Origin of the sequence: Neobacillus sp. SuZ13 (genome assembly GCF_030123365.1) — a bacterium.
Classification (GTDB): Bacteria; Bacillota; Bacilli; order Bacillales; family Cytobacillaceae; genus Neobacillus.
Window position 1 is genome coordinate 637,117 of record NZ_CP126107.1, and the last position, 24,068, is coordinate 661,184.

Here is a 24,068-nt window from a genome sequence, read left to right on the forward strand (position 1 = left end):
TGGCATTGGAAAATCATTCCTTACACAGTAAACTGATTGAAGCAAGTGAGCAGGGTAATCTAGCAACTGCAAAACAGCTTTTAGATGATGGTGCAGACGTATACTATAAAGATACCGCAGGTCGAACAGCGTTAATGGCAGCAACACAAAAAAATCAAATTGATGTAGTTAAATTATTACTTGAGGCCGGCAGTGATGTAAATACACGAGATATAACACAGCTAACTCCATTTATTTGTTCCGGTGCAAACGGATTTCATGAAATTTTAAGCTTAATGCTCCAGTATGGTGCGGATTTAAATAGTGTGAACCGTTTTGGAGGCACTGCATTGCTTCCATCTAGTGAGAAAGGCTATTTGAAAACCGTTCAAGTCTGTTTGGATGCTGGGGTTCCGGTAAATCATGTGAACAATTTAGGCTGGTCCGCTCTACTTGAGTCCGTGATTCTGGGTAATGGCGGTCGGTTATATTCCGATATCATTCAAGAACTAGTAAACGCCGGTGCAGATGTGTTTCTCCCTGATAGAGATGGGAAATCAGCATTAAAGCACGCAAAAGAAATGGGCCACGATAAGATTTTAGCCATCTTGAACAAGGAATTTGAAGAAAATAATGAATCTATTAAAAAGGCTAAACATTTTGCAAGAAGCGGTCATTATGAGGAAGCTATCTTGGAAATTGAAAAGGACCTTGAACATAATAGTCATAACCTTGATTTGATTTACTACAAAGGCTATTTCTTACAAGAATTAAAGAGATATGAGGAAGCACTTGAGGAATACAACAAAGCATTAGCTCTTGACCCAATGGATTTAGACTTCTATTTCTATACGGCCAATTGTTTAAGAGCAATGAGGAAACCGAAGGAAGCGCTTTCGGAGTATGATAAAGCTTGTGCATTAAACACTACAGAAACTTTTTATCGTTATCATAAATCCAATTACCTGAGAGAACTAGGCAGGCATGAGGACGCTGTTGTTGAAATGGACAAATTACTTGCACTAATGCCAAAACGCTATGATTTTTCTTTCCATAAGGCAAACAGTCTTAGGGCTCTAGGTAAACATCAGGAAGCAATTGAAGAAATTGAGAATGCGATTGCAAATGATCCGACTAACCCGTTATATCATTTGCATAAGGAACAATCTCTTGAATTGCTAGTGAAACAAGCAAACGAAAGCAAGGGGGAAATTTGATGGGAAAATTAGTAATAGTTGCAATTGGAGGAAACTCATTAGTCCGCGATAATGGCCGTGATACGGTTCAGGACCAATACGAAGCGGTGTGCGAAACCGCAGTAAATATTGCCGATATGGTTGCGGAAGGCTTCAGTGTAGTAGTCACCCACGGTAATGGTCCACAAGTAGGTTTTGGACTTAGACGGTCGGAAATTGCGAATGAAGTCACTGGTATGCCGGTAGTTCCACTAGTCAATTGTGGGGCAGATACGCAAGGCGGTATTGGCTATCAAATTCAACAGGCCTTAATCAATGAATTTGCCAAGAGGAGTATTAACAAAAAGGTCGCTACGGTTATTACACAGGTAGAAGTAAGTATTGATGACCCCAATTTTAAAAATCCGACAAAACCTGTAGGGGCATTTTTTACACTAGAGCAGGCTGAAGAAATGAAAAAAGAACATCCAGACTGGAGTTTCATAGAAGATTCAGGCCGCGGCTATCGAAGAGTGGTCCCTTCACCAAAACCAATTAACATTGTGGAAAAAGATGCGATTAAAACATTAATCGATGCTGGGTTTGTGGTTATCGCTGTTGGAGGCGGCGGGATTCCTGTAGTAAGGAACAATAACAATGCGTTTGAGGGAATTGACGCAGTCATTGATAAGGATTTTGCAACGAGTCTACTAGCAGAACAGGTTCAAGCGGAAACATTGATCATTACCACGGGTGTTTCGAGAGTTTGTATTAACTTTGGCAAGCCAAATCAAAAGGCACTTGAAAAGATTACATTTGAAGAAACCAAACAATATGTACTTGAAAACCACTTTCCTCCAGGAAGCATGCTTCCTAAAATTGAGGCTAGCTTAAGTTTTTTGGAAAAAAATGGTTCGAGGGTCATTATCACAAACCCAGAAAGCTTAAAAGAAGCAATCAATGAAGGCGCAGGAACTCATATTGTAAGGTAATGGATAAATTTAGCTAAGCAAGGAGATGTAAATATGGAAGAAGCTAAAATTGAAAAAGCCTATGATAAATATAAATCATATGGTTATTCAGATGATTTACTTCCAAAGAAGCCTAGCCAAAGAGATTGGGGCATATCAAACTATACGACACTATGGATGGGCGCCGTCCATAATATCATGTCTTATATGACAGTAGCAGGATTCTTTATTCTAGGATTAAATACAAAGCAAGTACTATTAGCCGTCATGCTTTCAGCAGTTATTGTATCAACATTTTATGTTTTAAACGGTTATTCAGCATCAAAGTATGGCCTCCCATTTGCAATGCTTCTTCGAGATACCTTTGGAGTAAAAGGAGCCATTATCCCTGCGTTATGTCGTGGTCTAATAGCCGGTTTGGTATTCTTTGGTACTACCACTGTCGTTGGGGCGGAATCTTTGAATGTTATTTTTGCGAGATTCATTCCGAATTATATGTCCTTAGGTGGAGATTTTAATATTTTTGGCTTAACTGTTCCTACCATGATTTCCTATGCCATTCTTTGGACGATTACCGTTCTATTGTTCTTAGGTGGAATGAATGTTTTGGGTAAGTTTGGAAACTGGTCTTCACCTGTTGTTTACGTATTTATCATTGGTGCGGCAGTTTGGGCAATCAACATGGCGGGTGGTTTTGGACCAATTTTATCGTATGTACCGAAAGATCCGTCCTCTAGCCCACTTGTTTTTATTGCCTGCGTAAGTGCGTTAGTATCTAACTGGGCCGGTCCAGTGGTTAACATGGCTGATTTTACTCATCGAGCTAAATCGCCAAGAGACGTTATTATTGGGTTACCACTAGGATTTATTTTCTCATATATTCTCTTTGCCATCACTTGTGTTGCTCTAATTGCTGGTACTGAAATTGCATTTGGTGAGCCTATTTTCAATATCGTTCATGCGCTTGATAAAATTGAAAATACATTTTCTGTAGTAGTATTAATATTAGCCCTAAACGTTGGTGCTACGGCGTTTGTTGTGTTTGCAAACCTATTGCCTTCAGGATTACAAATGACATCTCTATTTCCAAAAAGATTTACTGTAAAGTCAGCAGGTATCTTGACAGCGATTGTTGGAACCTTAATTTTACCATGGAAGCTTGTATCTAGCACAACAACATTGTTCTTCTTCTATAGCTTTATTGGATCTATCTTTGGACCAATCGCAGGGATTATGCTTTCCAGCTTCTATATTCATCGTAAGGGAAAGCTAAACCTTGATAATATTTATGTACCACAAGGCAGTAATGGGGAGTTTAAGAACGGCTATAATCCAATTGCAATGGGTGTTTTAGCAATGAGCTTCATTCTTCCAATGTCAGGTGCATTTCTTAAGAATGTTCCACTTTTAGCTAAAATGAATGATTTTGCATTCTTTAGTGGTTTGATTGTTTCGTTTATTCTATACACTATTTTTGGAAAGTATAGTAAACCGAATAACCAATAGTTTTTTTGTAGAAGCATAGTCAAAGTTTTTAAGGATATTTATTAAAATTTCTGTTCAATAAATAATAGGAGGAATTTAATGATGGATTATATGAAAATGGCTGCAGAGGCAACAATTAAAGGAATGAACAATAAAGTTGGAGGTCCATTTGGCGCAACAATTGTCCGTGGTGATGAAGTGATTGCTGCAGTAAGTAACACGATGATGAGAGATACAGATCCATCTGCACATGCAGAAATGGTTGCTATTCGAGAAGCTTGTAAGAAACTTGGAACCATGGATTTATCTGATTGTGTAATATACGCAACTTGTGAACCATGTCCAATGTGTGTCTCAGCCATCATTTGGACAGGAGTTAAAGAAGTTCATTATTGTAACACAAGAGATGATGCTCATGATCATGGTTTTTCTGATATGCACCTACGCAAATATTTAACAGGAGAAGATACAAGTGTGCTTAACATGATCAAAGTAGAAAAAAGAGAAGATTGTGATCATCTATTTGAGCATTTTCACAAACAAAATGAGAAGTAGGATTTCTGTCCTACACGTGAACACAAGAAAAGCAGTCAAATAAGCTTACTTCTGAATAATGAAAGGAGTTAATTGAATTGATAACTAAATTAAAAGGAAGGTACGTAATTGGTTACGATGGAGAAGACCACGTCTTAATTGAAAACGCAGAAGTCGTGTTTGAAAATGATAAGATCATCTTTGTTGGTAAAAATTTTCTTGGCGCTGTGGACAAGGTAATCGATATGGGAAACTCCGTCATTAGTCCAGGGTTTATCGATTTAAATGCATTAGGTGATATTGACCACGATATTTTACATTTAGAGGCAAGGACAAACAGACAGAATAACCTGCTTTGGTCTGAACAGTATATAAAAAACGGACACCATGAAGTCATGACAGCAAAAGAAGAGAATTTTAAATCTCTTTATGCCTACTCACAACTGATTCTCCATGGGGTTACTACTGCGATGCCAATTACCTCGGTACTTTATAAAGAATGGGCAGAAACGTATGAAGAGCTTGCTGCAGCAGCAAACCATGCTGGAAGTTTGGGATTAAGAATCTATCTTGGGCCAAGCTACCAATCTGGAATCAGGGTGGTAAAACCTGATGGGACGATCCATCTGTACTGGGATGAAGAAGCAGGAAAAGCTGGATTAAATGATGCTGTAAGGTTTATAGAAGAATTTGACGGAGCTTATGATGGATTAGTTAGGGGGATGCTGGCACCCGAACGAATTGAATGTCAAACGTCAGAAAGTTTGACACAAACAAAATACTATAGTGATAAATTAGGAGTGCCAATTAAACTTCATGCAGCACAAGGAGCCTATGAATATCATTCCATAGTTGAAAAGCACGGTGTAACTCCCATTCGCTATTTATATGACCTTGGTTTTTTAGGGTCAAAAACAGGAATTCCGCATGCTCACTTTATTGCTGGATATAGTGAAGCACATTCAGGTAAAGGTGATGATATAGCACTTCTGAAAGAAACGAATACAACGGTTATTCATTGTCCTTTAATAATTGGCAGGCATGCTTCGGCATTAGAATCATTTGCTAGATATAGACGGGCAGGTATCAATTTAGCACTTGGAACAGATACATTTCCGCCAGATATGTTTCAAAACATTCGAACAGGCAGCATGTTTTCCCGATTCATAGAAAAGGAAGTCGAGGGTTCCACGTACGCCGATTTCTTTCGGGCGGCCACACTTGGGGCAGCTGCGTTCCTTGGAAGGAATGACCTCGGCCGTTTAGCTGTTGGAGCGAAAGCGGATATTATTGCAATTGACTTAAATGGATATCATTTAGGAGTTCTCGATGATCCAATCCGAACAATAATTATGAGCGGAACAGGAAGAGACGTGAAACTATCCATAATAAACGGAAGGATTGTAATGAAGGACCAAAAAATACCTAATTTTGATTTAGAAGAAATAAAAACCAAGGGACAACAATATTTTAACAAAATGAGAAAAGGATATTTGGAAAGAGATTATCAGCAATTGACTGAAAGAGAATTATTTACTCCATCATTTAAAATAGTAGATTCTATCTAAAATGAACAAAAGTAGTAAAGATAATGAAAAATAAAGTAAATATTTTCGAAATTAAATTATCTGAATATTTTTTATAATTAGATAAACAGTTATAAAGATGTTAAAAATATTCAGGAGGTATATTACATGGTGAAAAAATGGGGGTTAGGTAGATTTGTTCTGATTATGTTTATGGTGTTTGTCATTACCGGCTGTTCGACAAGTAAGGATGTCAGCACAAAAGGCAATGGCAAAAACCCAGGATCTAAGGACGGGGGGACATTAGTGATTGCCCGATTGTCAGACGCAGAAAACTTAGACCAACAGTTTATGTCAACAATCAATGCTGCAAGTGTTACCCATCGCAAAATCTATGAGGGTTTAGTTGGTCGGGATCATAATGCTGAAATCCAGCCCTTGCTGGCGGAAAAATGGGAACAACTGGATGATACGACATGGGAGTTTAAATTACGAAAAGATGTTAAATTTCATGATGGGTCAGCTTTTAATGCTAATGCTGTAAAAGCTACATTTGATCGACTATTAGACCCGAAAGTGGCATCTCCTAGAGCTATTGTCTTTAAAATGGTAAAAGAAGTAAAGGTAATTGATGACTACACCGTTCAGTTTATTTTATCGGAGCCGTTTGCTCCATTACTCTCTATTTTGGCTAGTCATGAAGGTGGGATTATTAGTCCAAAAACTATCGAGAAATACGGGAAAAGCATTATTAAAGAACCAAATGGGACAGGTCCATTTGTTTTCAAATCATGGACACCTGGACAAGAAATTGTATTAACAAAAAACAATAGTTATTGGGGAGATAAGGTGAAGGTCGATAAAGTCGTATTTAAGGTTGTACCAGAGGAAACCACTAGAATCTCCATGCTAGAAACAGGTGAAGCCCAAATAGCTGAACCCCTGTCTGTACCAATGATGGATACTGTAAAGGCTTCACAAGCAATCGATGTTTACCGTAGTGAAGGATATGGAACAGAGTATATCGGCTTTAACGTTCAAAAGAAGCCATTTAATGATGAAAAGGTTCGAAAGGCCATAGCCCATGCTGTTGAAATAGATTCCATTATTAAAGGTGTCTACAATAATGTGGGGAAAAGGGCTAATTCCCTATTAGGCTCAAAGGTTTTCGGTTACCATCCAGATATGAAATCGTATAAATATAATTTAAATGAAGCAAAGAGATTACTAGCTGAAGCGGGTTACCCAAATGGTTTTGAAGTTACACTTAAAACGATGGACAGCAAAGAAAGAGTGAACATGGCAGAAGTACTACAATCACAGTTAAAAGGTATCGGTGTCAAATTAAAAATACAGGTGTTGGAGTATGGTACCTTTGTTGACCAAGTAAATAAGGGTGACTCTGAGATGTTCATCCTTAGCTGGAGAAATGCTACTGGTGATGCTGATTATAATCAATATAACCTTTTCCATACAAGCTCGCAGGGGGGAGCGGGAAATACCTTCTTTTACAGTAATAAAGAGGTTGACCAGATAATAGAAGCTGCACGCCGTGAAAAAGACCAAGAAAAACGAAAAGCATTATATGCACAGTCACAAGAAATAGAAATGAAAGAGGCAGTTTACATTCCTACTCGAGTGATTGAGAATTTAGCTGCTGTAGGAAAAAATGTAAAAGGTTTTTCTATTAGTCCATCAGGCTATTTAGAAATAAATGATGTGTCAATTCAATAAGCTACAGTATAAAAGAGGGATACCTATTTTTGGGTAACCCCTTTTACCATGGTGGTTAATAAGGAAAGGATGAATAGAAATGAATAGCAAGTATTGGTTAAAGAATGCACGTATGGAAACAGGGTACAAGGAAGAAAATGGAAGAGTTGTAGGAACGATGACTGAGGTATGTCATTTATTAATAGAGGATGGGAAAATTTCAAAAATAATTACTCCTTCTGAGCCCTTTGAATTTTTGTTACCTGTAATAGATGCAAAAGGCATGCTTTTGCTTCCTTCTTTCATCGAAAAGCATGTTCACCTTGATAAAACCTATATGGGTGATCAATGGCGGGCTAGTATCCCTGCTTCAGGTGTAATTGAACGATGTGAGATTGAAAAGAATATCCTGGCTTCTATCTCATCTAGCACACAAAAACGTGCGGAAGCCTTGCTTGAAGTATTACTATCATACGGATCCACCCATGTTAGAACGCATGTTGATATATATCCTGAGGTGAAATTGAAAAATTTAGAGGGAGTTCAGCACGCACTAGAATCTTATTCCAATAAACTGAGCGCTGAAATTGTTGCATTTGCCCAGCATGGCTTACTCCGTCCAGGGACAGTAGGGCTGATTAGGGAGGCTTTGAGAAATGGGGCAGGGATTGTCGGCGCTGTCGACCCAGCAACGGTCGACAATAATATTGAAGCATCTTTGGTACAATTAATGGATTTAGCAGTAGAAGGTAATGCCGATATCGATTTGCATTTACATGATCCTGGTCACTTAGGTACTTTCACAATGAAACGTCTTGCCTATTTAACGAAGCAAGCTGGCTGGGAAGGAAGAGTAGCAATCAGTCATGCTTTTGGACTTGGAGATGTATCAAGAGAAGAAGCCGTTGATATGGCAAATTTATTAAGGGATGCAGGGATTTCAATTGTGACGAGCCTCCCAATTGGCAGAAACATTCCTCCTGTAAGCCTGCTCTCAGAATGTGGTGTTAATGTGGCCATTGGAAATGATAATATTTTTGATTCGTGGTGGCCGACTGGTAATGGAGACGTTCTTGAAAGGCTTGGCCGACTAATTGAAAAATGTCGATGGACAGATGAAGTTTCTCTCTCTCAAGCATTAAAATATATTACTGGAGGTTTGACTCCTTTAGACAGAGATGGCAGACAGCAATGGCCCAAAGAAGGGGATGCAGCCAATATGATTTTAGTAGAAGCAAGTTGTTCGGCTGAAGTCGTTGCTAGACGTTCAAACCGGAAGGCCGTCTTTTATCAAGGTAACTTGGTTTGTGGTTCTATTAATTAGAAATACATTTTAAAGGGGATGAAAATATCATCCCCCTTTTGTCATATTTGCCAAATCCTTTTCTGTTCTATTGGAATGTAATCGTTTGCTCCAATAGATAAATAGTACATATAGGATGACTGAAACGATGATCCCTGTAAACCATGATATATTATAAATAGGTTCGAGGAAATCAATAAATCTACCAATTAAGCTAATACACCCAGCGAATAGAGTGGCACATAGTGCAGGCCAGTTAACTCCGTTTGAGAAACGGCTCATACTTTTGGAAAAATATAAATCTTGTATAATGATTTCTCTTTTTTTAATAAGAAAATAGTCAGCAAGAATCACACCTATTACAGGACTTAACATTCCACCGACCATATTTAAAAAAGTAAATATGGTAGTAGGACTCTCCATTAGCTTCCATGGCATAATTAGTAATCCACTAACGGTACCAATGAAGGCACCTGATTTAAAGTTTAATTTTTTCGGTAATAATGAGGCTAATTGATACCCTGATGGAATAATGTTACCTAAAATGTTTACGGATAAGGTCGTTAAACAAATGGTTAGTAGAGAAAGAACAGTGACAAATTTACTATCAAATCGATTAATTACTTCAAGTACATTCCAGATAGGAACTCCAAAAGCAATTTCAGACCCAATGACGATGGTAATGCTTGCAACAGCAAACAATAAATAAGTAATTACAAGCCCTGCAATTTGTCCGCATGATTGGCCTTTATTGGTGCGCGAATACCTAGTAACATCAGAAACGCTTAGTATTTGTGCCACCCATGTTGCTAATATCGCTGAAATACAGCTTAAGATAACCAAAATACTATTTCCTTCTACACCTTTCTCGCTGTAGTGTAAGATGGGGTTGATTCCACCTGCTAAATTTATTGCCCAAATAGACATTCCACCAAAAACGACAAATACCATTGGAGAGAGGAACTTAGTAAACTTTCCTAACGCCTCTACCCCTGCAAAAATAAAACAGACATGAATCAACCAAAAGAGGAGAAGGGATATAAGATTGGCCAAATTTAATCCTAAAAAACTCCAATCTGCACCTAACGTTGGATAAGGCGCCCAAAATTCTGCAATTAAAATAGTTACTGCAAGGCTTCCAGCATATGTTTGTAGACCAAACCACATAATTGCGGCGATGATCCCCCTTAATACCCCTGGAATAATTGCTCCTTTGTTACCAAAAATGATCCGGAGCAAGATGGAGAAAGGGATTCCATATTTCCCCCCTGCATGGCCATTCAATGCCATCATTCCTGAGAGTATGATAGATGAAATCATAATGATAAAAAATACCTGCCATATCGACAACCCTAACGCAAAGAAACCACCAATGGTTATATAAGATGGAACATTATGAACCGAACCCATCCAAATGGAGAAGTAATGGCTAAACTTCCATGTTCTAGCTTCCGGTTTCGTTGGTAATAAATCTGTATTTTCAGCGAATGAATCATCATAAATGACTTGGTTTTCTCCCATAGTGGCTTCCCTCCAATCTTCCATTAATCCTTGATCCTAGCGGATACTGTTTGGAAAATATAAACTAATAGACAAATAACTCCAGAAATAATGAAGCTAATCCAGACGATAGTTAAATTATTATTAAGCGGAATAAAAATATAGCTTCCCAAGGCACCAATCAACGAGGAAAAGGGAATGATTACTGGAATTGATTTGTTACTAAGAATAATAAATAATATCGGGACAATGAGGGCAGCGTAAATATTCCCAGAGAAAAACAATAATTGCAGCGGTGCAGGGTTAAAAATACTCACGATAATTAGTAAACAAACACAAATACTTCCTGAAAAAATATAAGTGAATTTAAATCTTTCACGGTCAGTTAAAGGGCGAAATAGTTCAATAATATTCTTTACAACCAAGGTAGTCGTAGCATGTAGTTCGGCACTGATTGCTGACGAAATCGTACTAAAGCAAAAAAGCACGAATAAAACAATGAGCATGGTTGATTGTATTTTATCTACAAGTTCAAATAGCAACGAATAGATATCTTTATAGCTTCTGCCAAACATAATAATCATTAGCAGGGAGGTTAGGGCAAGCGGAATTGTGGCCCAAATTACTCCTGCAAGAGTAAAAGTGATTCGAACCTTTTCTTTTTTGATGATAAATACTCGCTGCCATGTGGCTCGATCAATCAAAACCTGCCCAAAGCCAATCAAAATGGCCGTGAAAATAAACAAAATTGAATCTGTATTTTTATAGAATAAAATATAAGGATGAAATAGCTTGATTCCTTCATAAACAGGATGGACACCTTCCTGAATATAAAAATAGACAGGAATGATCAAAACAGCTCCGAAGATCAAAGAGACATTAACACCTGATAACTGATGGAGCCGCTGCATGCCGCCAACACCGCCTAGAAAAAAACAAAAGCCTAAAAACAATAACATTCCCATAAAAACCGGCATTGGGAATAGGATATGTATGAGGATTCCAGCACCCATTGCTTGGATAAACAGGGATTGCATGCTGGTAATGAGAAGTATAATAATGACATACCAATACCCACTTGGTGATAACCTTTTCCTCAGTACATCTCCAATCGTTTGCGCATCGGGGAATTTTTCTTTAATGATTTTTGCTAAAAATCCAAACAATATGAGGGCTAACGCTCCCATTAAAGAATAGCCTATTCCACCAGTTAATCCGTATTTAATTAAGGTTTCTGGAGAAGAAAGGATCGTATTTCCTGTTATCCACCTCGCTAATAGACTAACGACCCCAAAGCTTACCCCCAATTTAATCGTACCGCTTATATATAATTGATAAGAACTTCTATTCAACGGTAGGTCTCCTTTAAGCGATAGTCACTCGGTGATTGTCCAGTTATTTTCCGAAAGATTTGACTAAAGTAATGTTGGCTATTAAAACCACATCTTTCTGAGATCGTGCTTATACTTAAATCAGGATGATTAATTAACATTTTTTGAGCTTCCTTTAACCGATATTCATTTAAATATTCAGAGAAACCCATACCTACTTCTTCGTGGAATTTTCTGCTTAAATAGGCAGGGTTAATGTGTATCTTTGAAGCTAAATAATTTAATGTTAATTTTTCACTATATTCCTGATGTATAATTTGTAAAGCGTTTACGATTTGATCTGTATACCGTCCCAATCGCTCATACCTTCTTAATACGTTCAAAAGTTCTTCTTCAATGACAGGTTTGGTAATGTAATCAACCACACCAATTCTTATCGAAAGCTGAGCATATTCAAAATTTTGAAAAGCAGTAACCATGATAATATCCATTGAATAAGAGCGTGTGAGTTCCATCGCTAATTCCAAACCAGATTTACCCGGAAGCTGGATATCAAGAAATGCAAGAAAGATGTCATGTTTTTTGACTATTTGTATGGCTTGTGAAGCATCTAGAGCCTTAAAAAATTTCCAGTTTGGAAACTCTTTTTGAATTAAATATTCAAGCAGTTCCAATTCCAGTGGTTCATCATCTACTAAAAGGATATTCATTTCGATGCCCCCTATCCTAGTACAAGTGGGAAAACGGCTAGCACACTGGTACCTTCTTCTGAAGTTATTAATTTTACTGAAGTATGTTTTCCTTGAAAGAGCAGATCAAGCCTTTTTGCAATATTATCTAAACCCAGCCCATCTTTATGTGAATGGACTTCCTGTCCATCTAAGGCATTGTTCCATACAGTAACATAAACTTCCGTCTGGTTCTTTTCAATAATAATCTTTAAAAAAGCCTCACCTATATGCTTGTCAAATGAATGCTTAAAAGCGTTTTCAACAAGAGTTTGAATTAAAAAAGGGATGATAACTGCCTTTTCGACCGTTGAATCCATTGATATTTCATAATGAAGTCTGTCTCGGAACCTTATTTTTTGTATTTCCAAATAATAATTAATATAGGATAATTCCTCATTAATTGTTATTAAAGGTGTATTTGTTTTATATTTAAACTTAAGCAATCTTGAAAGAGATTCAATCGAGTGAATTAATTCTGTTTTTCTGTCTAATCTTGCGAGGCTTAATATGGAATTTAATGTATTAAAGAGGAAATGTGGTTGGATTTCCTGATTTAATTGATTATATAGGGCAGTTTGCAGTTCTTTTTCAAGAGCAATTTCCCTTGTTTGTTTTTCTAAAAGATCAATTCGTTTTTCAAATATAAATAAGAACAGCAAAGTAAATGCACCAATTAAAGGGGCTAAGACACATAACATAATGTAGATGGAGAAAGCTTCAATATTAAGCATTATACGAGATTCTCCTTTAGATGTAGAAAAAGGGAGTTTAAAAATACTCCCTATTTTATTATTATAAAGTTTTTTATTTCTAATATAACAGTTATTGCGAAAGTTGTTCTGCGAAATGGCAGCTGACAAAATGATTCTCAGCTAATTCTCTTAAGGCAGGTTCTTCGAATTTACACTTCTCCGTTGCAAACGGACAGCGAGTATGGAAACGACATCCGCTCGGAGGGTCAATGGGGGAAGGGACATCTCCTTTTAAGATGACACGTTCTCTTTTAAAGACTGGATTTGGTACAGGAATGGATGATAATAATGCCTTTGTATATGGATGAAGCGGTGAATCAAATAGATCCTTTTTGTCAGCAACTTCAACGACCTTACCTAAATACATAACCATTACTCGGTCAGAGATATGCCTAACTACACTTAAATCGTGTGAAATGAATAAAAAGGTAAGATGAAACTGATTTTGCAGTTTTTTTAATAGATTTAGGATTTGGGCTTGGATAGAAACATCCAAAGCAGAAACTGCTTCGTCACAAATAATTAATTTAGGATCGACTGCCAGTGCGCGGGCAATCCCAATTCGTTGACGCTGCCCACCACTAAATTCATGGGGATAGCGCTCAAGTGCTTCTTGTGGTAGACCGACATACCCCAATAACTCAATCATTCTTTCCAACCTTTTCGGTTTTTCAACGACATTTTGAATGGCCATTGCTTCATTTAATATATGCTTTACCGTTTGACGGGGGTTAAGTGAGGCAAAAGGATCTTGAAAAATTACTTGCAAGTCTCCTCTAAGCTTTCTCATCTCTTTATTATTGAGCTTTAAAATGTCTTTATCATCATAATATACAGTTCCATCTGTTGGTTCGTCGAGACGTAAAATCGCCCGTCCTGTTGTCGATTTCCCACAGCCAGATTCCCCAACTATGCTTAATGTTTCTCCTTCGTATAGGTGAAAAGAAATGTCATCAACTGCTTTTACATATGCCTTCGGTTTAAAAATGGAATCAGATTTAACAGGGAAATATTGTTTCAAATGGTCCACTTTTAATAATACTTTTTTCTTTGTAGCAGTCACCATTATTTAACAGCTCCCTCTTTTTCTTCATGTTTCGTCCATTCATCCGTGTACATCCAACAGCGTACTTTAACTCCATCATTTTGTTCCATTAATTCAGGCTTCTTCAAGTGGCACAAAGGTTTCTGATGTGGGCACCTTGAAGCAAAACGGCAGCCTGCCGGCAAATTATATGGACTTGGGACACTCCCTTCGATCGTTTGTAATTCTTCTTGGTCCTCATGGATCTTCGGTAAAGAATTTAACAGTCCTTGTGTATAAGGATGCCTTGGATTTGTAAAAATCTTTTCAGTTGGCGCATGTTCAATGATATTTCCGGCATACATAACGGCAACTTTATCACATGTTTCAGAAACAACTCCTAAATCATGCGTAATCATAATAACGCCCATACCTATCTTTTTTTGTAAATTTTTAATGAGCTCTAATATTTGAGCTTGAATGGTTACATCTAAGGCTGTTGTTGGTTCATCGGCAATTAATACTTCTGGAGTACAGGCAAGTGCCATCGCAATCATTACACGCTGGCGCATACCGCCGCTTAATTGAAATGGTTCTTGTTTTGCCCTTTTTTCAGGAGAAGGTATTCCCACAAGCTTAAGCATTTCAACTGCCTTATTCCAAGCGTCCTTTTTTCTCATGGATTGATGCAATCTTAATGCTTCAGCAATTTGTTCTCCAACAGGAATGACAGGATTTAATGATGTCATCGGCTCTTGGAAAATCATCGAGATTTCGTTTCCACGGATTTTCCTCATTTCGTCCTCTGAAAGTGTGACTAAATCTTTCCCTTTATAAAGAACCTGCCCACCGGCAATTTTCCCCGGAGGAGAGGGGATTAGTCGTAATATGGAAAGCGATGTCATACTTTTTCCACAGCCCGATTCACCGACGATCCCTAATGTTTCTCCCTTTCGAAGGGTAAAGTCAATCCCGTCAACAGCTTTACTAACGCCATGTTTTGTAAAGAAATGTGTTTTTAATCCCTTAACCTCTAAAATTGGACTATTTTTCTCATTCACCATTATTCACCACCCGTTAATTTAGTTCAATTCGTTTATTAAAGAACCGATAGAATACGTCTACAAATAAGTTCACAATCACAAAGATAAGTGAGGCTGCTAAAACTCCCCCTTGAACCACTGGTAAATCCCTCATTCGGATTGCATCAACAATCATTCGGCCAAGCCCGTTAATCGCAAAGATGGATTCAACTAATACAGTTCCGCCAAGTAAAGCACCAAACTGTAAACCAACAACCGTTATTACTGGAATTAAGGCATTCCTTAATGCGTGCTTATAAATAATGACATGTTCGCGCAGTCCTTTTGCTCGAGCTGTACGGATATAATCTTGCCTAATGACTTCAAGCATACTGGAACGAGTCATCCGTGCAACTATGGCTGCACCGCCTGCTCCTAATGTAAGAGCGGGGAGGATGACATGAAGGATACTATCCCATCCTGCTACCGGAAGAATTTGCAGTTTGACGGAGAAAAAATACATCATCATTAAACCAAACCAAAAGCTCGGTAAGGAAATTCCAAGTAGGGCAACTAACATAACACTTGTATCTGTCAGTGAATAAGGTTTAACCGCTGAAATAATTCCCGCAGCCATACCTAAAACGATAGTGATAAGGATACTAAAAAATGCTAACTCCATTGTGATCGGTAGTCTCACCATTATTTCATCGAGGACTGGTTGGCTATTCTTAAGTGAAGTGCCAAAGTCTCCTTGAAAAACATTCAAAAGGTAGTCAAAATATTGAACTAATAATGGCCGGTTTAACCCCAATTGCTCACGAATGGCATTAACTGTTTCTTTTGATGCTCCTTCACCTGCAAGCAAAACAGCAGGATCACCGGGAACTAGTTGCATGATAAAAAATACGACAAAAGTTACCCCAATTACGACGGGGATCGTTTGGATTAAACGGCGTAAAATAAACATCAACATTGTCTACTTACCTCCTTAAATTTTACTTTTTCATTCTAGGGTCAAAGGCATCGCGTAATCCATCACCAAAGATATTAAAACCCAAAACGAGGATTGAAATCGCTAAACCTGGGAAAATCGCAATGTACGGCGCAGAGAATAAGAAATCCCTTCCATTACTTAGCATCGTTCCCCATTCCGGAGAAGGAGGCTGCGCGCCAAGACCTAGGAACGATAAGCCAGCAGCTGATAAAATCGCCGTCGCAAGACGTAAGGTTCCTTGGACAATAATTGGAGAAAGAATATTTGGTAAAATATGTTTGGAAATAATGGTAAAATCATTTGCGCCAAGTGACCGAATGGCGTCAATATACTCGAGACGTTTCACTTCTAATGTAGAACCACGGACAATTCGAGCAAATAAAGGAACGGAAAAAGCTCCAACCGCAATCGTTACATTTATTAGACCAGGTCCTAGAGCACTAATGATGGCTAAAGCTAGTAAGATTCCAGGGAAAGCGAGCATGACGTCCATCATTCTCATAATGATCGAATCAACCCATTTTCCATAATAACCAGCAACTAGTCCAAAAAAGATTCCGAAGAATGCGCCAAAGGCTACAGCAGCAAAACCGACTCCCATCGAAAGTCTCGAGCCATACAGAATACGACTTAATATATCTCTCCCTTTATCATCGGTTCCCATCCAGTGATCACTCGAAGGAGGCAGTAATTTATCTTCTAATATAATTTTATATGGATCATAGGGGGCTAAGAGCGGTGCAAATAATCCGATTAAAATGTAAAAGAGGATAATAATTGCCCCGACCATTGCTGCTTTATTAACGATTAAAATAGAAAGGAAGTCTTTAAATTTAGATTGTTTCGGTAGATTCATTGTTTGTTTGATTACAACTGGTGTTTCTGTGTTTACTTCAACTGACATGTAAAACCCTCCTTATTTTAATTTTTGGAAAGATAAGGTGTAATTAACCGTTGCTGTGGACCCCCTTCTAAACCTTCAGACTTTTTAATGGGTTATGTACAAATTATCAAAATTAAGTGAAAAGTAAATATTTTTTAAATAATATGTCAAAATAGTTAAAATTTAAGTAAATATTCTGTAAAAATTTTTGTTGATTGTCTTTTATAATGCAGATATGCACCAGCGGAAGGATGGTGGATAACCGATTGAAAGGTCAGAATTTACAAAATAACATAATAGGGGAGCATGTAAAAATGGAGAGAAAAGCACGCAGTATTAATAAGAGTCTACTATTTATTCTAATCGGCTTAATGATGATATTTGCTCAAGCTTGTTCAACAAAATCAACTTCATCAAATGATTCAGCAAGCAAAAAAGAAGCAACCAAGCAAGGCGGCACATTAACTGTTGTAAGGCTTTCTGATGCTACAAAACTTGATCCAGCTTTTATTACGGATATTCCTTCAGCGAATATCGTTTATCAAAAAGTTTATCAGACACTAATTGCGCCAGATAAGGACTTCAAAATTCAGCCACAGCTAGCGAAAGAATGGAATGTCTTAAATGACACAACATGGGAATTTAAATTACAAGAAGGCATTAAATTCCATGATGGGGCACCATTCAATGCTGAAGCTGTTAAAACCACATTTGATCGTATATTAGATCCGAAAACGGAATCACCGCAACGCGAGAAGTTCTCAATGATTAAGGAAATAAAAGTTGTTGATGATTATACCGTTCAATTATTACTTGAGTATCCTTATGCTCCACTGCTTTCTATTTTGGCCAGCCAGGAAGGTAGTATTATTAGTCCAAAAGCACTTAAAGAAAACCCGGATTCTTTATCACAACATCCAGTTGGTACAGGTCCATTCGTGTTTGAATCATGGAAGACTGGACAAGAAATTTCATTGAAGAGAAATGAAAACTACTGGGGGAAGAAACCTAATATTGATAGAGTAGTATTCAAAGTTGTTCCTGAAGATGCAACCCGCCTAGCGATGATTGAAACAGGTGAGGCACATATTAATGACCAAGTTCCTGTAACTGAGATTGAGCGTATTGAAGCTTCCGATAAAATGGGACTCTATCGTACAGAAGGACTAGCTGTTGAATATCTTGGATTTAACACAAAGAAAAAACCGTTTGATGATGTTAGAGTCCGTAAGGCAATCAGCCACGGCATTGAAAGAGAAGCCATTATTAAAGGTGTTTATAATAACGTTGGAACTCTTGCCAATGTAGCGATGAGTCCAAAGGTGCTTGGATACAGTGATAAGGTTAAAGCCTATGATTATGATTTAAATGAAGCAAAGAAATTGTTAAAAGAAGCTGGCTATGAAAAAGGATTAAATGTCACTTTATTAACCAGTGACCGAAAAGAACGTATTAACATGGCTGAAGTGATGCAATCACAATTAAAAGGGATTGGAATAAATGTGAAAATCCAGGTGATGGAATATGGTGCGTACATTGACATGATTGAAAAAGGTGAGCACGATATGGCTATTGGTGGATGGGGAAATGCAACAGGCGACGGAGATTACAACCAGTATAACTTATTCCATTCAGCATCACAGGGAGCTGCAGGAAACCATTTCTACTATAGTAATCCAGATGTAGACAAAATGATTGAATCAGCGCGAAAGGAAACGGATGAGCAAAAACGATTAAAGCTATATGAAGAAGTAATGCAAAAAGAGATTGACGATGCCGTATATGTTCCAATTCGAAATTATGAACATTTGGCTGCCTATAGTAAAAATGTAAGTGGTTTTTGGTTAAATGCAGCCAACTATCTAATGATTGATGATGTGGTAATTAAATAAGGAACTTTATGAATACTGTTCAAGGGGGAAAAGTACTTTTGTTAAAAAGTACTTTTCCTAGTTCTATAACTTAGGAGGGAATAGGAATGACAATTTTTTGGTTAACGAATGTCCGCTTAGAAAAAGGTTTCATTTATGAAAATGATCGAATTGTCGCAACCGAGACAGAAATTTGCCACTTGAAAATTGAAGGGGATAAAATTTCTGAAATTACAAATGAAATTCCAAATACAATTGCTAATCAGCACGATGCTCATGGTCAGCTACTACTGCCATCCTTAAGAGATATGCATATTCATATCGATAAAACTTATTATGGTGGACCATGGAAAGCATGTACACCTATCACAAAAGGCATTTTTACTAGATTAGAAGAAGAAAAAGAATTGTTGCCCAAGCTCCTGCCGACAGCCCAGGAGCGCGCAGAGAAAATGATTGAATTATTGATTAAAAACGGCCACACCCATATTCGCACTCATTGTAATGTTGACCCCGTGATTGGACTTAAAAATCTTGAGGTAACCGTCAATGCCTTGAAAAAATATGAGGATGTTCTTACCTATGAGATTGTTGCTTTTCCACAGCATGGTTTATTGAAAAGTGACTCAGTTCAGCTCATTCGTGATGCGATGAAGAATGGCGCGACATTAGTTGGAGGTGTCGACCCTGCGACGGTGGATCGGAACATTGAAAAATCCTTAAACACTATTTTTGATATTGCGGTTGAAAACAATAAGGGTGTAGATATTCATTTACATGATCCCAATACATTAGGGGCATTTACATTTGAACGCATGGCTTATTACACGAAGGAATCTGGACTTAAAGGTAGAGCAACGATAAGCCATGGGATTGCATTAGGTGACCTGGATGGTGTGGAGCTTAATGAAATCACTGCAATTCTAAAAGATCAAGAAATGGATGTTACCACTACTGTTCCTATAAATCGGGCGACAATTCCGATACCAACTCTTGATAAATTAGGAATTCGAGTATCTGTTGGACATGACAGTATTACAGACCATTGGTCTCCCTTTGGAACTGGAAACACGATCCAAAAGCTCGGGGTTCTTGCTGAAAGATTCCGCCTGAGTGACGAATATTCTTTAACCACTGCTCTTAAGTACGGAACGGGCGGTGTAACACCACTGAATGAAAAAGGTGAGCGTGTCTGGCCAAAGGTTGGTGATGACGCAACGATGATGCTGGTAAAGGCAACTTGTTCAGCAGAGGCAGTCGCAAGAAGAGCAACGGTAGAAGCATTGTTTTTCAAAGGGAAAAAGGTTGAGAGTAAACTAGAAGACACAGACATAGTGCGTGTTTAAACTTATAAAGGAGGAGAAAGAATGACTACCTCATATTGGTTGACGAATGTTCGGTTAGAGACAGGCTATATACAGGATGAAAAAGGAGTTTATGAAACAAAGACAGAACTTTTCCATTTGAAAATCCAGGATGGGGAAATTGTTGAAAAACAACAGCAGAGTTTCAGCATTCCACCTGGTGAGAATACTGTTGACGGAAAATGTAGTTTGGCAATACCTGCTTTTAAAGAAATGCACAACCATTTGGATAAAACCTATCTTTCACTTGATTGGAAGTCTCCGATCCCTGCAAAAAACTTGAAGGACCGATTACGTATGGAGGCTATGGAGCTGGAGGAATTAGCGCCAACAACGAAACAGCGTGCTAGTGCCATGATTGACTTACTGCTTTCACATGGGTCTACACATATTCGGACACATGTAAATATTGACCCTTATATTGGTTTGAAAAATTTAGAAGGTGTAAAAACAGCGTTGGAGGATTACTCGGATAAGCTAACATACGAAATTGTTGCCTTCCCGCAGCATGGCTTATTAACAGAAAATGTTATTCCGCTCATGAAAGAGGCAATGAGATCAGGTGCCCAATTAGTTGGTGGGTTAGACCCAGCTGGAATTGATCGTAATATCGAAAAATCACTTTATGAGGTGATGAATTTAGCAACAGAATTTGATGCAGATATTGATATCCATTTACATGACAGAGGGAATGTTGGCTATTATACAGTAGATAAATTGGCAGAAATGGTAGATGCAGCGAAATGGCACAATCGCGTGGCTGTAAGCCATGCATTTAGTCTAGGAGAAGTGGCAGTCCCACAACAGGAAGAAATCGCAGCAAAAATGAGCAAGTTAGGAATGTCGATTATGTCTACGATTCCAATTACAAGTACTTTGCCGCCAATTGAGTTATTCGATCAAAATGGAGTTAATGTTTATTTAGGATGTGATGGTTTTTATGACTCTTGGGGGCCGTATGGTACAGGAGATGTTCTAGAAAAGGTAACTCGATATAGTGAATTGTACCGGAAAAGTGATGAACGTTCATTAGCTCAGACACTAAAGTATGCTACTGGGGGACCTACTCCATTAACGAAAGACGGTGAAGTAGCCTGGCCGCTGGTAGGTGATAAAGCAAATCTTGTTCTTGTAAATGCCTCATGTTCTGCTGAAGCCGTTGCTAGAACGACTGAGCGCAAAGCAGTTATTTTTAATGGAAAAGTTGTATTTGGAAAACTGTAAAACATTGTTTTTAAGAACTTAATAGCTTTTGAAGAGAAAAAAACAGTGCAATTCGCAAATGAATTCGCACTGTTTTTTATATAATATAAAATTTCAATTCATAAGATGAACTAAATGGGGCTAATAAAATGGCCAACTGATTCACTTCTATTCTATCCTCTGCTGGGACATAATTCCCTTATTCTTCAATCTTTTACTCTCTAGCTTGTGGGTTGCCTCTTGTAAGATGAGCATCAAACATATCAATTATTTCTAAGAACCTATCAGCTTCACGGAAAACATGGTCTGCTAATAGTGGGTGAATGATACTCTTTATTTTACATTGTTCAATTAAATCACGAGCCGTTTTCTTGAAGTCCCGAAGAGATGAAACCGACACACGATTTTGGTCAAGGAATTGATCTAACATAGGAACAGTTTGGGATTGTGGCTTCATAGAATCCAAGTCCCTTGCCTGATACAACAATTGATCAAAATCATTGCTGAAATTCCTGGCCACATCAATTAGCTTTCTCTCAGACGGATCGAGTAGGTGACCAATAAATTTGGCATGATCCGCCATGATTCTTAAGAAGAAGACATTTTCTTTAATAATGGCATCCGGAAGGGATTGTAATTTCCCTTCATTTAATTCAATTAAGCGTTTTCTAAAATAATTAGCTTCCCTACTTGTATGGTCAACTAATAGTGGGAAATTATTTGCTCCTGGCAATTTACATGTGAGAATTAATCCTAGTATTTTTCGTTTAAATACGTAAATATTGGCTGCCGCTTGTTGGACTTCTGAATTAAATCTTCTTATCTGTTCAGGATCTGTTTGATTGTTAAAGGAATGTGCTCTTTGTTCGATGTTTTCAAACAATCGGTAGAATTGATTGGCTTCCTGGATTAGTTGCGTGTCTTCTGCTCTAAAACCTAATCGAAGAAATAAAGAATGCTCTTTCATAATCCTGGCCCAAAAACGTATTTCATTTAATGATCGCTCAACAAATAATCTGGATGTAACACCTGTATCAGGATGTAAGCCTTCACCACTATGCATTACGACCCTCCTAATAAATATACTACTGTCGTACTATACTTATTAACTTATCCATGAAAAAATACCATCAAAAAATCAAGCAATAATTTTTCATGTATAAGCTGCCGGAGAAAGTCTCTACATAATTCTATTAAAGATAATTAATGCACATCAATAAAAAGCCGCATTGATATATTGGGAATTTTTCGTTTCTCCGCCAATAGTAACTAATGAATGGGTGAGCATCGTCCCATTATCCTTTCTCTTTACTCCGTTCAGCAGAACGCCATTGGTGATTCCTGTGGCAACGAAGAAACAGTCATCCGTTTTGACAATCTCATCTATGGTTAAGGGTTTTTCGGGATGTGAAATCCCCATATTCATACATCGATTCCATTCAGCCTCATCTTGTGGAAGAAGTTTCGCTTGGAAGTCACCCCCTAGGCATTTTAAGGCAGTGGCAGCAATTACTCCCTCTGGCGCACCACCCGTTCCTACTAATAGGTCAATATCAACTTCATCTATAGCTGTTCCAATGGCACCTGTAATATCGACATCCGAAAACAACTTCAAACGGGCACCGGCTGCAATTATCTCATTCATTAACTTCTCATGCCGCGGCCGGTCCTGAATCATGACGGTTAAATCCTTTACATCCTTTCCAAGTGCGTTCGCTACAGCTTTGATATTTTCTGTTAGCGGTAACTCGATATCGATACACCCTTTTGCTTGCGGACCGACAGCTATCTTTTTCATGTACATATCTGGGGCATGTAATAGACTTCCTCGCTTAGCAACAGCAATGACTGCAAGTGAATTCTCTTGCCCGTTTGACAGGAATGTTGTTCCCTCGATAGGATCGACAGCAATATCAACAAGTGGACCCATTCCCGTTCCGAGTTTTTCATTAATGTACAACATGGGGGCTTCATCCATTTCACCTTCACCGATGACAATAGTTCCTTGCATATCAATTAAGTTCATGTGATCTCGCATCGCACTTGTTCCTGCTCCATCTGCAACGATTTTATTCCTTTTACCGATCCAAGGATATGCAGCAATCGCTGCTTGTTGTGAGACTGCAAGGAAATCCATCACTAGCCCTATCGTAAGGGGGTGACTTTTTGTCTGCATCGTGTTTCTCCTCCTCTTATTAATAAGCTGTGAGTCCACAAGCTAAGTGAAGCTAGATTAACTGCATGAACCGTTAAGAAGGTATTCTTTTTCTTGATCCATGATTTGATCGATTTTTCTTGCGGAGTTACCACCTTGAAAGGTAACACTTAGGTAGGCTGAGACTACTTTTTTAGAGAGTTCTACACCTATAACTCTTGCCCCGATGGTCATAATTTGCGCGTTGTTGCTTAGCTGTGCGCGTTCTGCTGAATAAACATCATGGCATTGGGCAGAGCGGATCCCTGGAACTTTATTAGCTGCAATCGACATTCCGATCCCGGTTCCGCAAAAGAGAATACCGCGTTCTAGTTGGTTAGCTGTGATGTCAGTTGCTACCTTAAAGGCCACGCCAGGATAATCGACTTCATCTTCTGAATAACATCCATAATCGACAACCTCATGCCCTAAGCTAGTAATATATGACTTTATTTCTTCTTTCATTTGAAAAGCATTGTGATCTGCGCCAATTCCAATTTTCACAATTAT

At 38.1% G+C, this 24,068-nt stretch carries 21 protein-coding genes; 10 read left to right on the forward strand and 11 right to left on the reverse strand.

Translation table 11 applies throughout. The features are described 5' to 3' along the window. The first annotated feature begins 5 nt into the window (after positions 1-5). From QNH17_RS03025 to QNH17_RS03055, 7 genes are all read left to right on the forward strand, one after another. Entirely contained in the window at positions 6-1,196 is a 1,191-nt protein-coding gene (locus QNH17_RS03025) for an ankyrin repeat domain-containing protein (protein ID WP_283877329.1), read from the forward strand. Beyond that, the gene (arcC, locus tag QNH17_RS03030) at positions 1,196-2,146 is read left to right on the forward strand and encodes a carbamate kinase (protein WP_283877330.1); all 951 of its coding nucleotides are present in this window, start codon (positions 1,196-1,198) and stop codon (positions 2,144-2,146) included. The genes QNH17_RS03025 and arcC overlap by 1 nt, the downstream gene beginning before the upstream one ends. Before the next feature lie 33 nt (positions 2,147-2,179). Then, positions 2,180-3,631: a cytosine permease gene (locus QNH17_RS03035; RefSeq protein ID WP_283877331.1), complete on the forward strand. Its 1,452-nt coding sequence runs from the start codon at positions 2,180-2,182 to the stop codon at positions 3,629-3,631. 81 nt (positions 3,632-3,712) lie between these two features. Beyond that, positions 3,713-4,165, forward strand: coding sequence for a nucleoside deaminase (locus tag QNH17_RS03040; protein ID WP_283879419.1), 453 nt, complete (start codon positions 3,713-3,715; stop codon positions 4,163-4,165). 77 nt (positions 4,166-4,242) lie between these two features. Continuing rightward, positions 4,243-5,712 (forward strand): amidohydrolase family protein, encoded by a 1,470-nt coding sequence (locus QNH17_RS03045; protein ID WP_283877332.1) that lies wholly within the window; start codon positions 4,243-4,245, stop codon positions 5,710-5,712. A gap of 126 nt (positions 5,713-5,838) precedes the next feature. Then, entirely contained in the window at positions 5,839-7,404 is a 1,566-nt protein-coding gene (locus tag QNH17_RS03050; RefSeq protein ID WP_283877333.1) for a glutathione ABC transporter substrate-binding protein, read from the forward strand. 79 nt (positions 7,405-7,483) lie between these two features. Next, a complete protein-coding gene (locus tag QNH17_RS03055) occupies positions 7,484-8,707 on the forward strand; it encodes an amidohydrolase (protein WP_283877334.1) in 1,224 nt (407 codons plus the stop codon). Between the two features lie 27 nt (positions 8,708-8,734). On the opposite strand, the gene QNH17_RS03060 is transcribed toward QNH17_RS03055, so the two are convergent. From QNH17_RS03060 to QNH17_RS03095, 8 genes are all read right to left on the reverse strand, one after another. Continuing rightward, positions 8,735-10,207: an NCS1 family nucleobase:cation symporter-1 gene (locus QNH17_RS03060; protein ID WP_283877335.1), complete on the reverse strand. Its 1,473-nt coding sequence runs from the start codon at positions 10,205-10,207 to the stop codon at positions 8,735-8,737. A gap of 23 nt (positions 10,208-10,230) precedes the next feature. Continuing rightward, entirely contained in the window at positions 10,231-11,538 is a 1,308-nt protein-coding gene (locus tag QNH17_RS03065; RefSeq protein ID WP_283877336.1) for an SLC5/6 family protein, read from the reverse strand. Further along, entirely contained in the window at positions 11,535-12,227 is a 693-nt protein-coding gene (locus tag QNH17_RS03070) for a response regulator transcription factor (protein ID WP_144554990.1), read from the reverse strand. Before QNH17_RS03070 ends, QNH17_RS03065 begins: the two co-directional genes overlap by 4 nt. A gap of 11 nt (positions 12,228-12,238) precedes the next feature. Continuing rightward, positions 12,239-12,979, reverse strand: coding sequence for a sensor histidine kinase (locus QNH17_RS03075; protein ID WP_283877337.1), 741 nt, complete (start codon positions 12,977-12,979; stop codon positions 12,239-12,241). A gap of 91 nt (positions 12,980-13,070) precedes the next feature. After that, positions 13,071-14,066 (reverse strand): ABC transporter ATP-binding protein, encoded by a 996-nt coding sequence (locus QNH17_RS03080; RefSeq protein WP_283877338.1) that lies wholly within the window; start codon positions 14,064-14,066, stop codon positions 13,071-13,073. After that, positions 14,066-15,088, reverse strand: a complete 1,023-nt coding sequence (locus tag QNH17_RS03085; protein WP_283877339.1) for an ABC transporter ATP-binding protein — start codon at positions 15,086-15,088, stop codon at positions 14,066-14,068. The genes QNH17_RS03080 and QNH17_RS03085 overlap by 1 nt, the downstream gene beginning before the upstream one ends. Positions 15,089-15,101: 13 nt before the next feature. Then, positions 15,102-16,022 (reverse strand): nickel ABC transporter permease, encoded by a 921-nt coding sequence (gene nikB / locus QNH17_RS03090; protein WP_144554993.1) that lies wholly within the window; start codon positions 16,020-16,022, stop codon positions 15,102-15,104. A gap of 22 nt (positions 16,023-16,044) precedes the next feature. Then, complete coding sequence (locus QNH17_RS03095) at positions 16,045-16,899, reverse strand: ABC transporter permease (protein ID WP_283879420.1); 855 nt, start codon at positions 16,897-16,899, stop codon at positions 16,045-16,047. 341 nt (positions 16,900-17,240) lie between these two features. Between QNH17_RS03095 and QNH17_RS03100 the strand changes: the two genes are divergently transcribed. From QNH17_RS03100 to QNH17_RS03110, 3 genes are all read left to right on the forward strand, one after another. Further along, positions 17,241-18,818, forward strand: a complete 1,578-nt coding sequence (locus tag QNH17_RS03100; protein ID WP_283877341.1) for a glutathione ABC transporter substrate-binding protein — start codon at positions 17,241-17,243, stop codon at positions 18,816-18,818. An 86-nt stretch (positions 18,819-18,904) separates the two neighbouring features. Next, positions 18,905-20,143 carry an amidohydrolase family protein gene (locus tag QNH17_RS03105; RefSeq protein ID WP_283877342.1) on the forward strand — a complete coding sequence of 413 codons (1,239 nt, stop codon included), beginning with the start codon at positions 18,905-18,907 and terminating at the stop codon, positions 20,141-20,143. 21 nt (positions 20,144-20,164) lie between these two features. Next, a complete protein-coding gene (locus tag QNH17_RS03110; protein ID WP_283877343.1) occupies positions 20,165-21,385 on the forward strand; it encodes an amidohydrolase in 1,221 nt (406 codons plus the stop codon). Positions 21,386-21,578: 193 nt separating this feature from the next. Here the strand turns inward: QNH17_RS03110 and QNH17_RS03115 are convergent, their stop codons facing one another. The 3 genes from QNH17_RS03115 to rpiB all read right to left on the reverse strand — a co-directional run bounded on the left by QNH17_RS03115 (position 21,579) and on the right by rpiB (position 24,062). Further along, positions 21,579-22,427: a DUF2935 domain-containing protein gene (locus QNH17_RS03115; protein ID WP_283877344.1), complete on the reverse strand. Its 849-nt coding sequence runs from the start codon at positions 22,425-22,427 to the stop codon at positions 21,579-21,581. 150 nt (positions 22,428-22,577) lie between these two features. Beyond that, a complete protein-coding gene (gene glpX / locus QNH17_RS03120; RefSeq protein WP_283877345.1) occupies positions 22,578-23,540 on the reverse strand; it encodes a class II fructose-bisphosphatase in 963 nt (320 codons plus the stop codon). A gap of 57 nt (positions 23,541-23,597) precedes the next feature. Then, on the reverse strand, positions 23,598-24,062 hold the full coding sequence (gene rpiB, locus QNH17_RS03125) for a ribose 5-phosphate isomerase B (protein ID WP_283877346.1): 465 nt from the start codon (positions 24,060-24,062) through the stop codon (positions 23,598-23,600). Between the last annotated feature and the right edge of the window lie 6 nt (positions 24,063-24,068).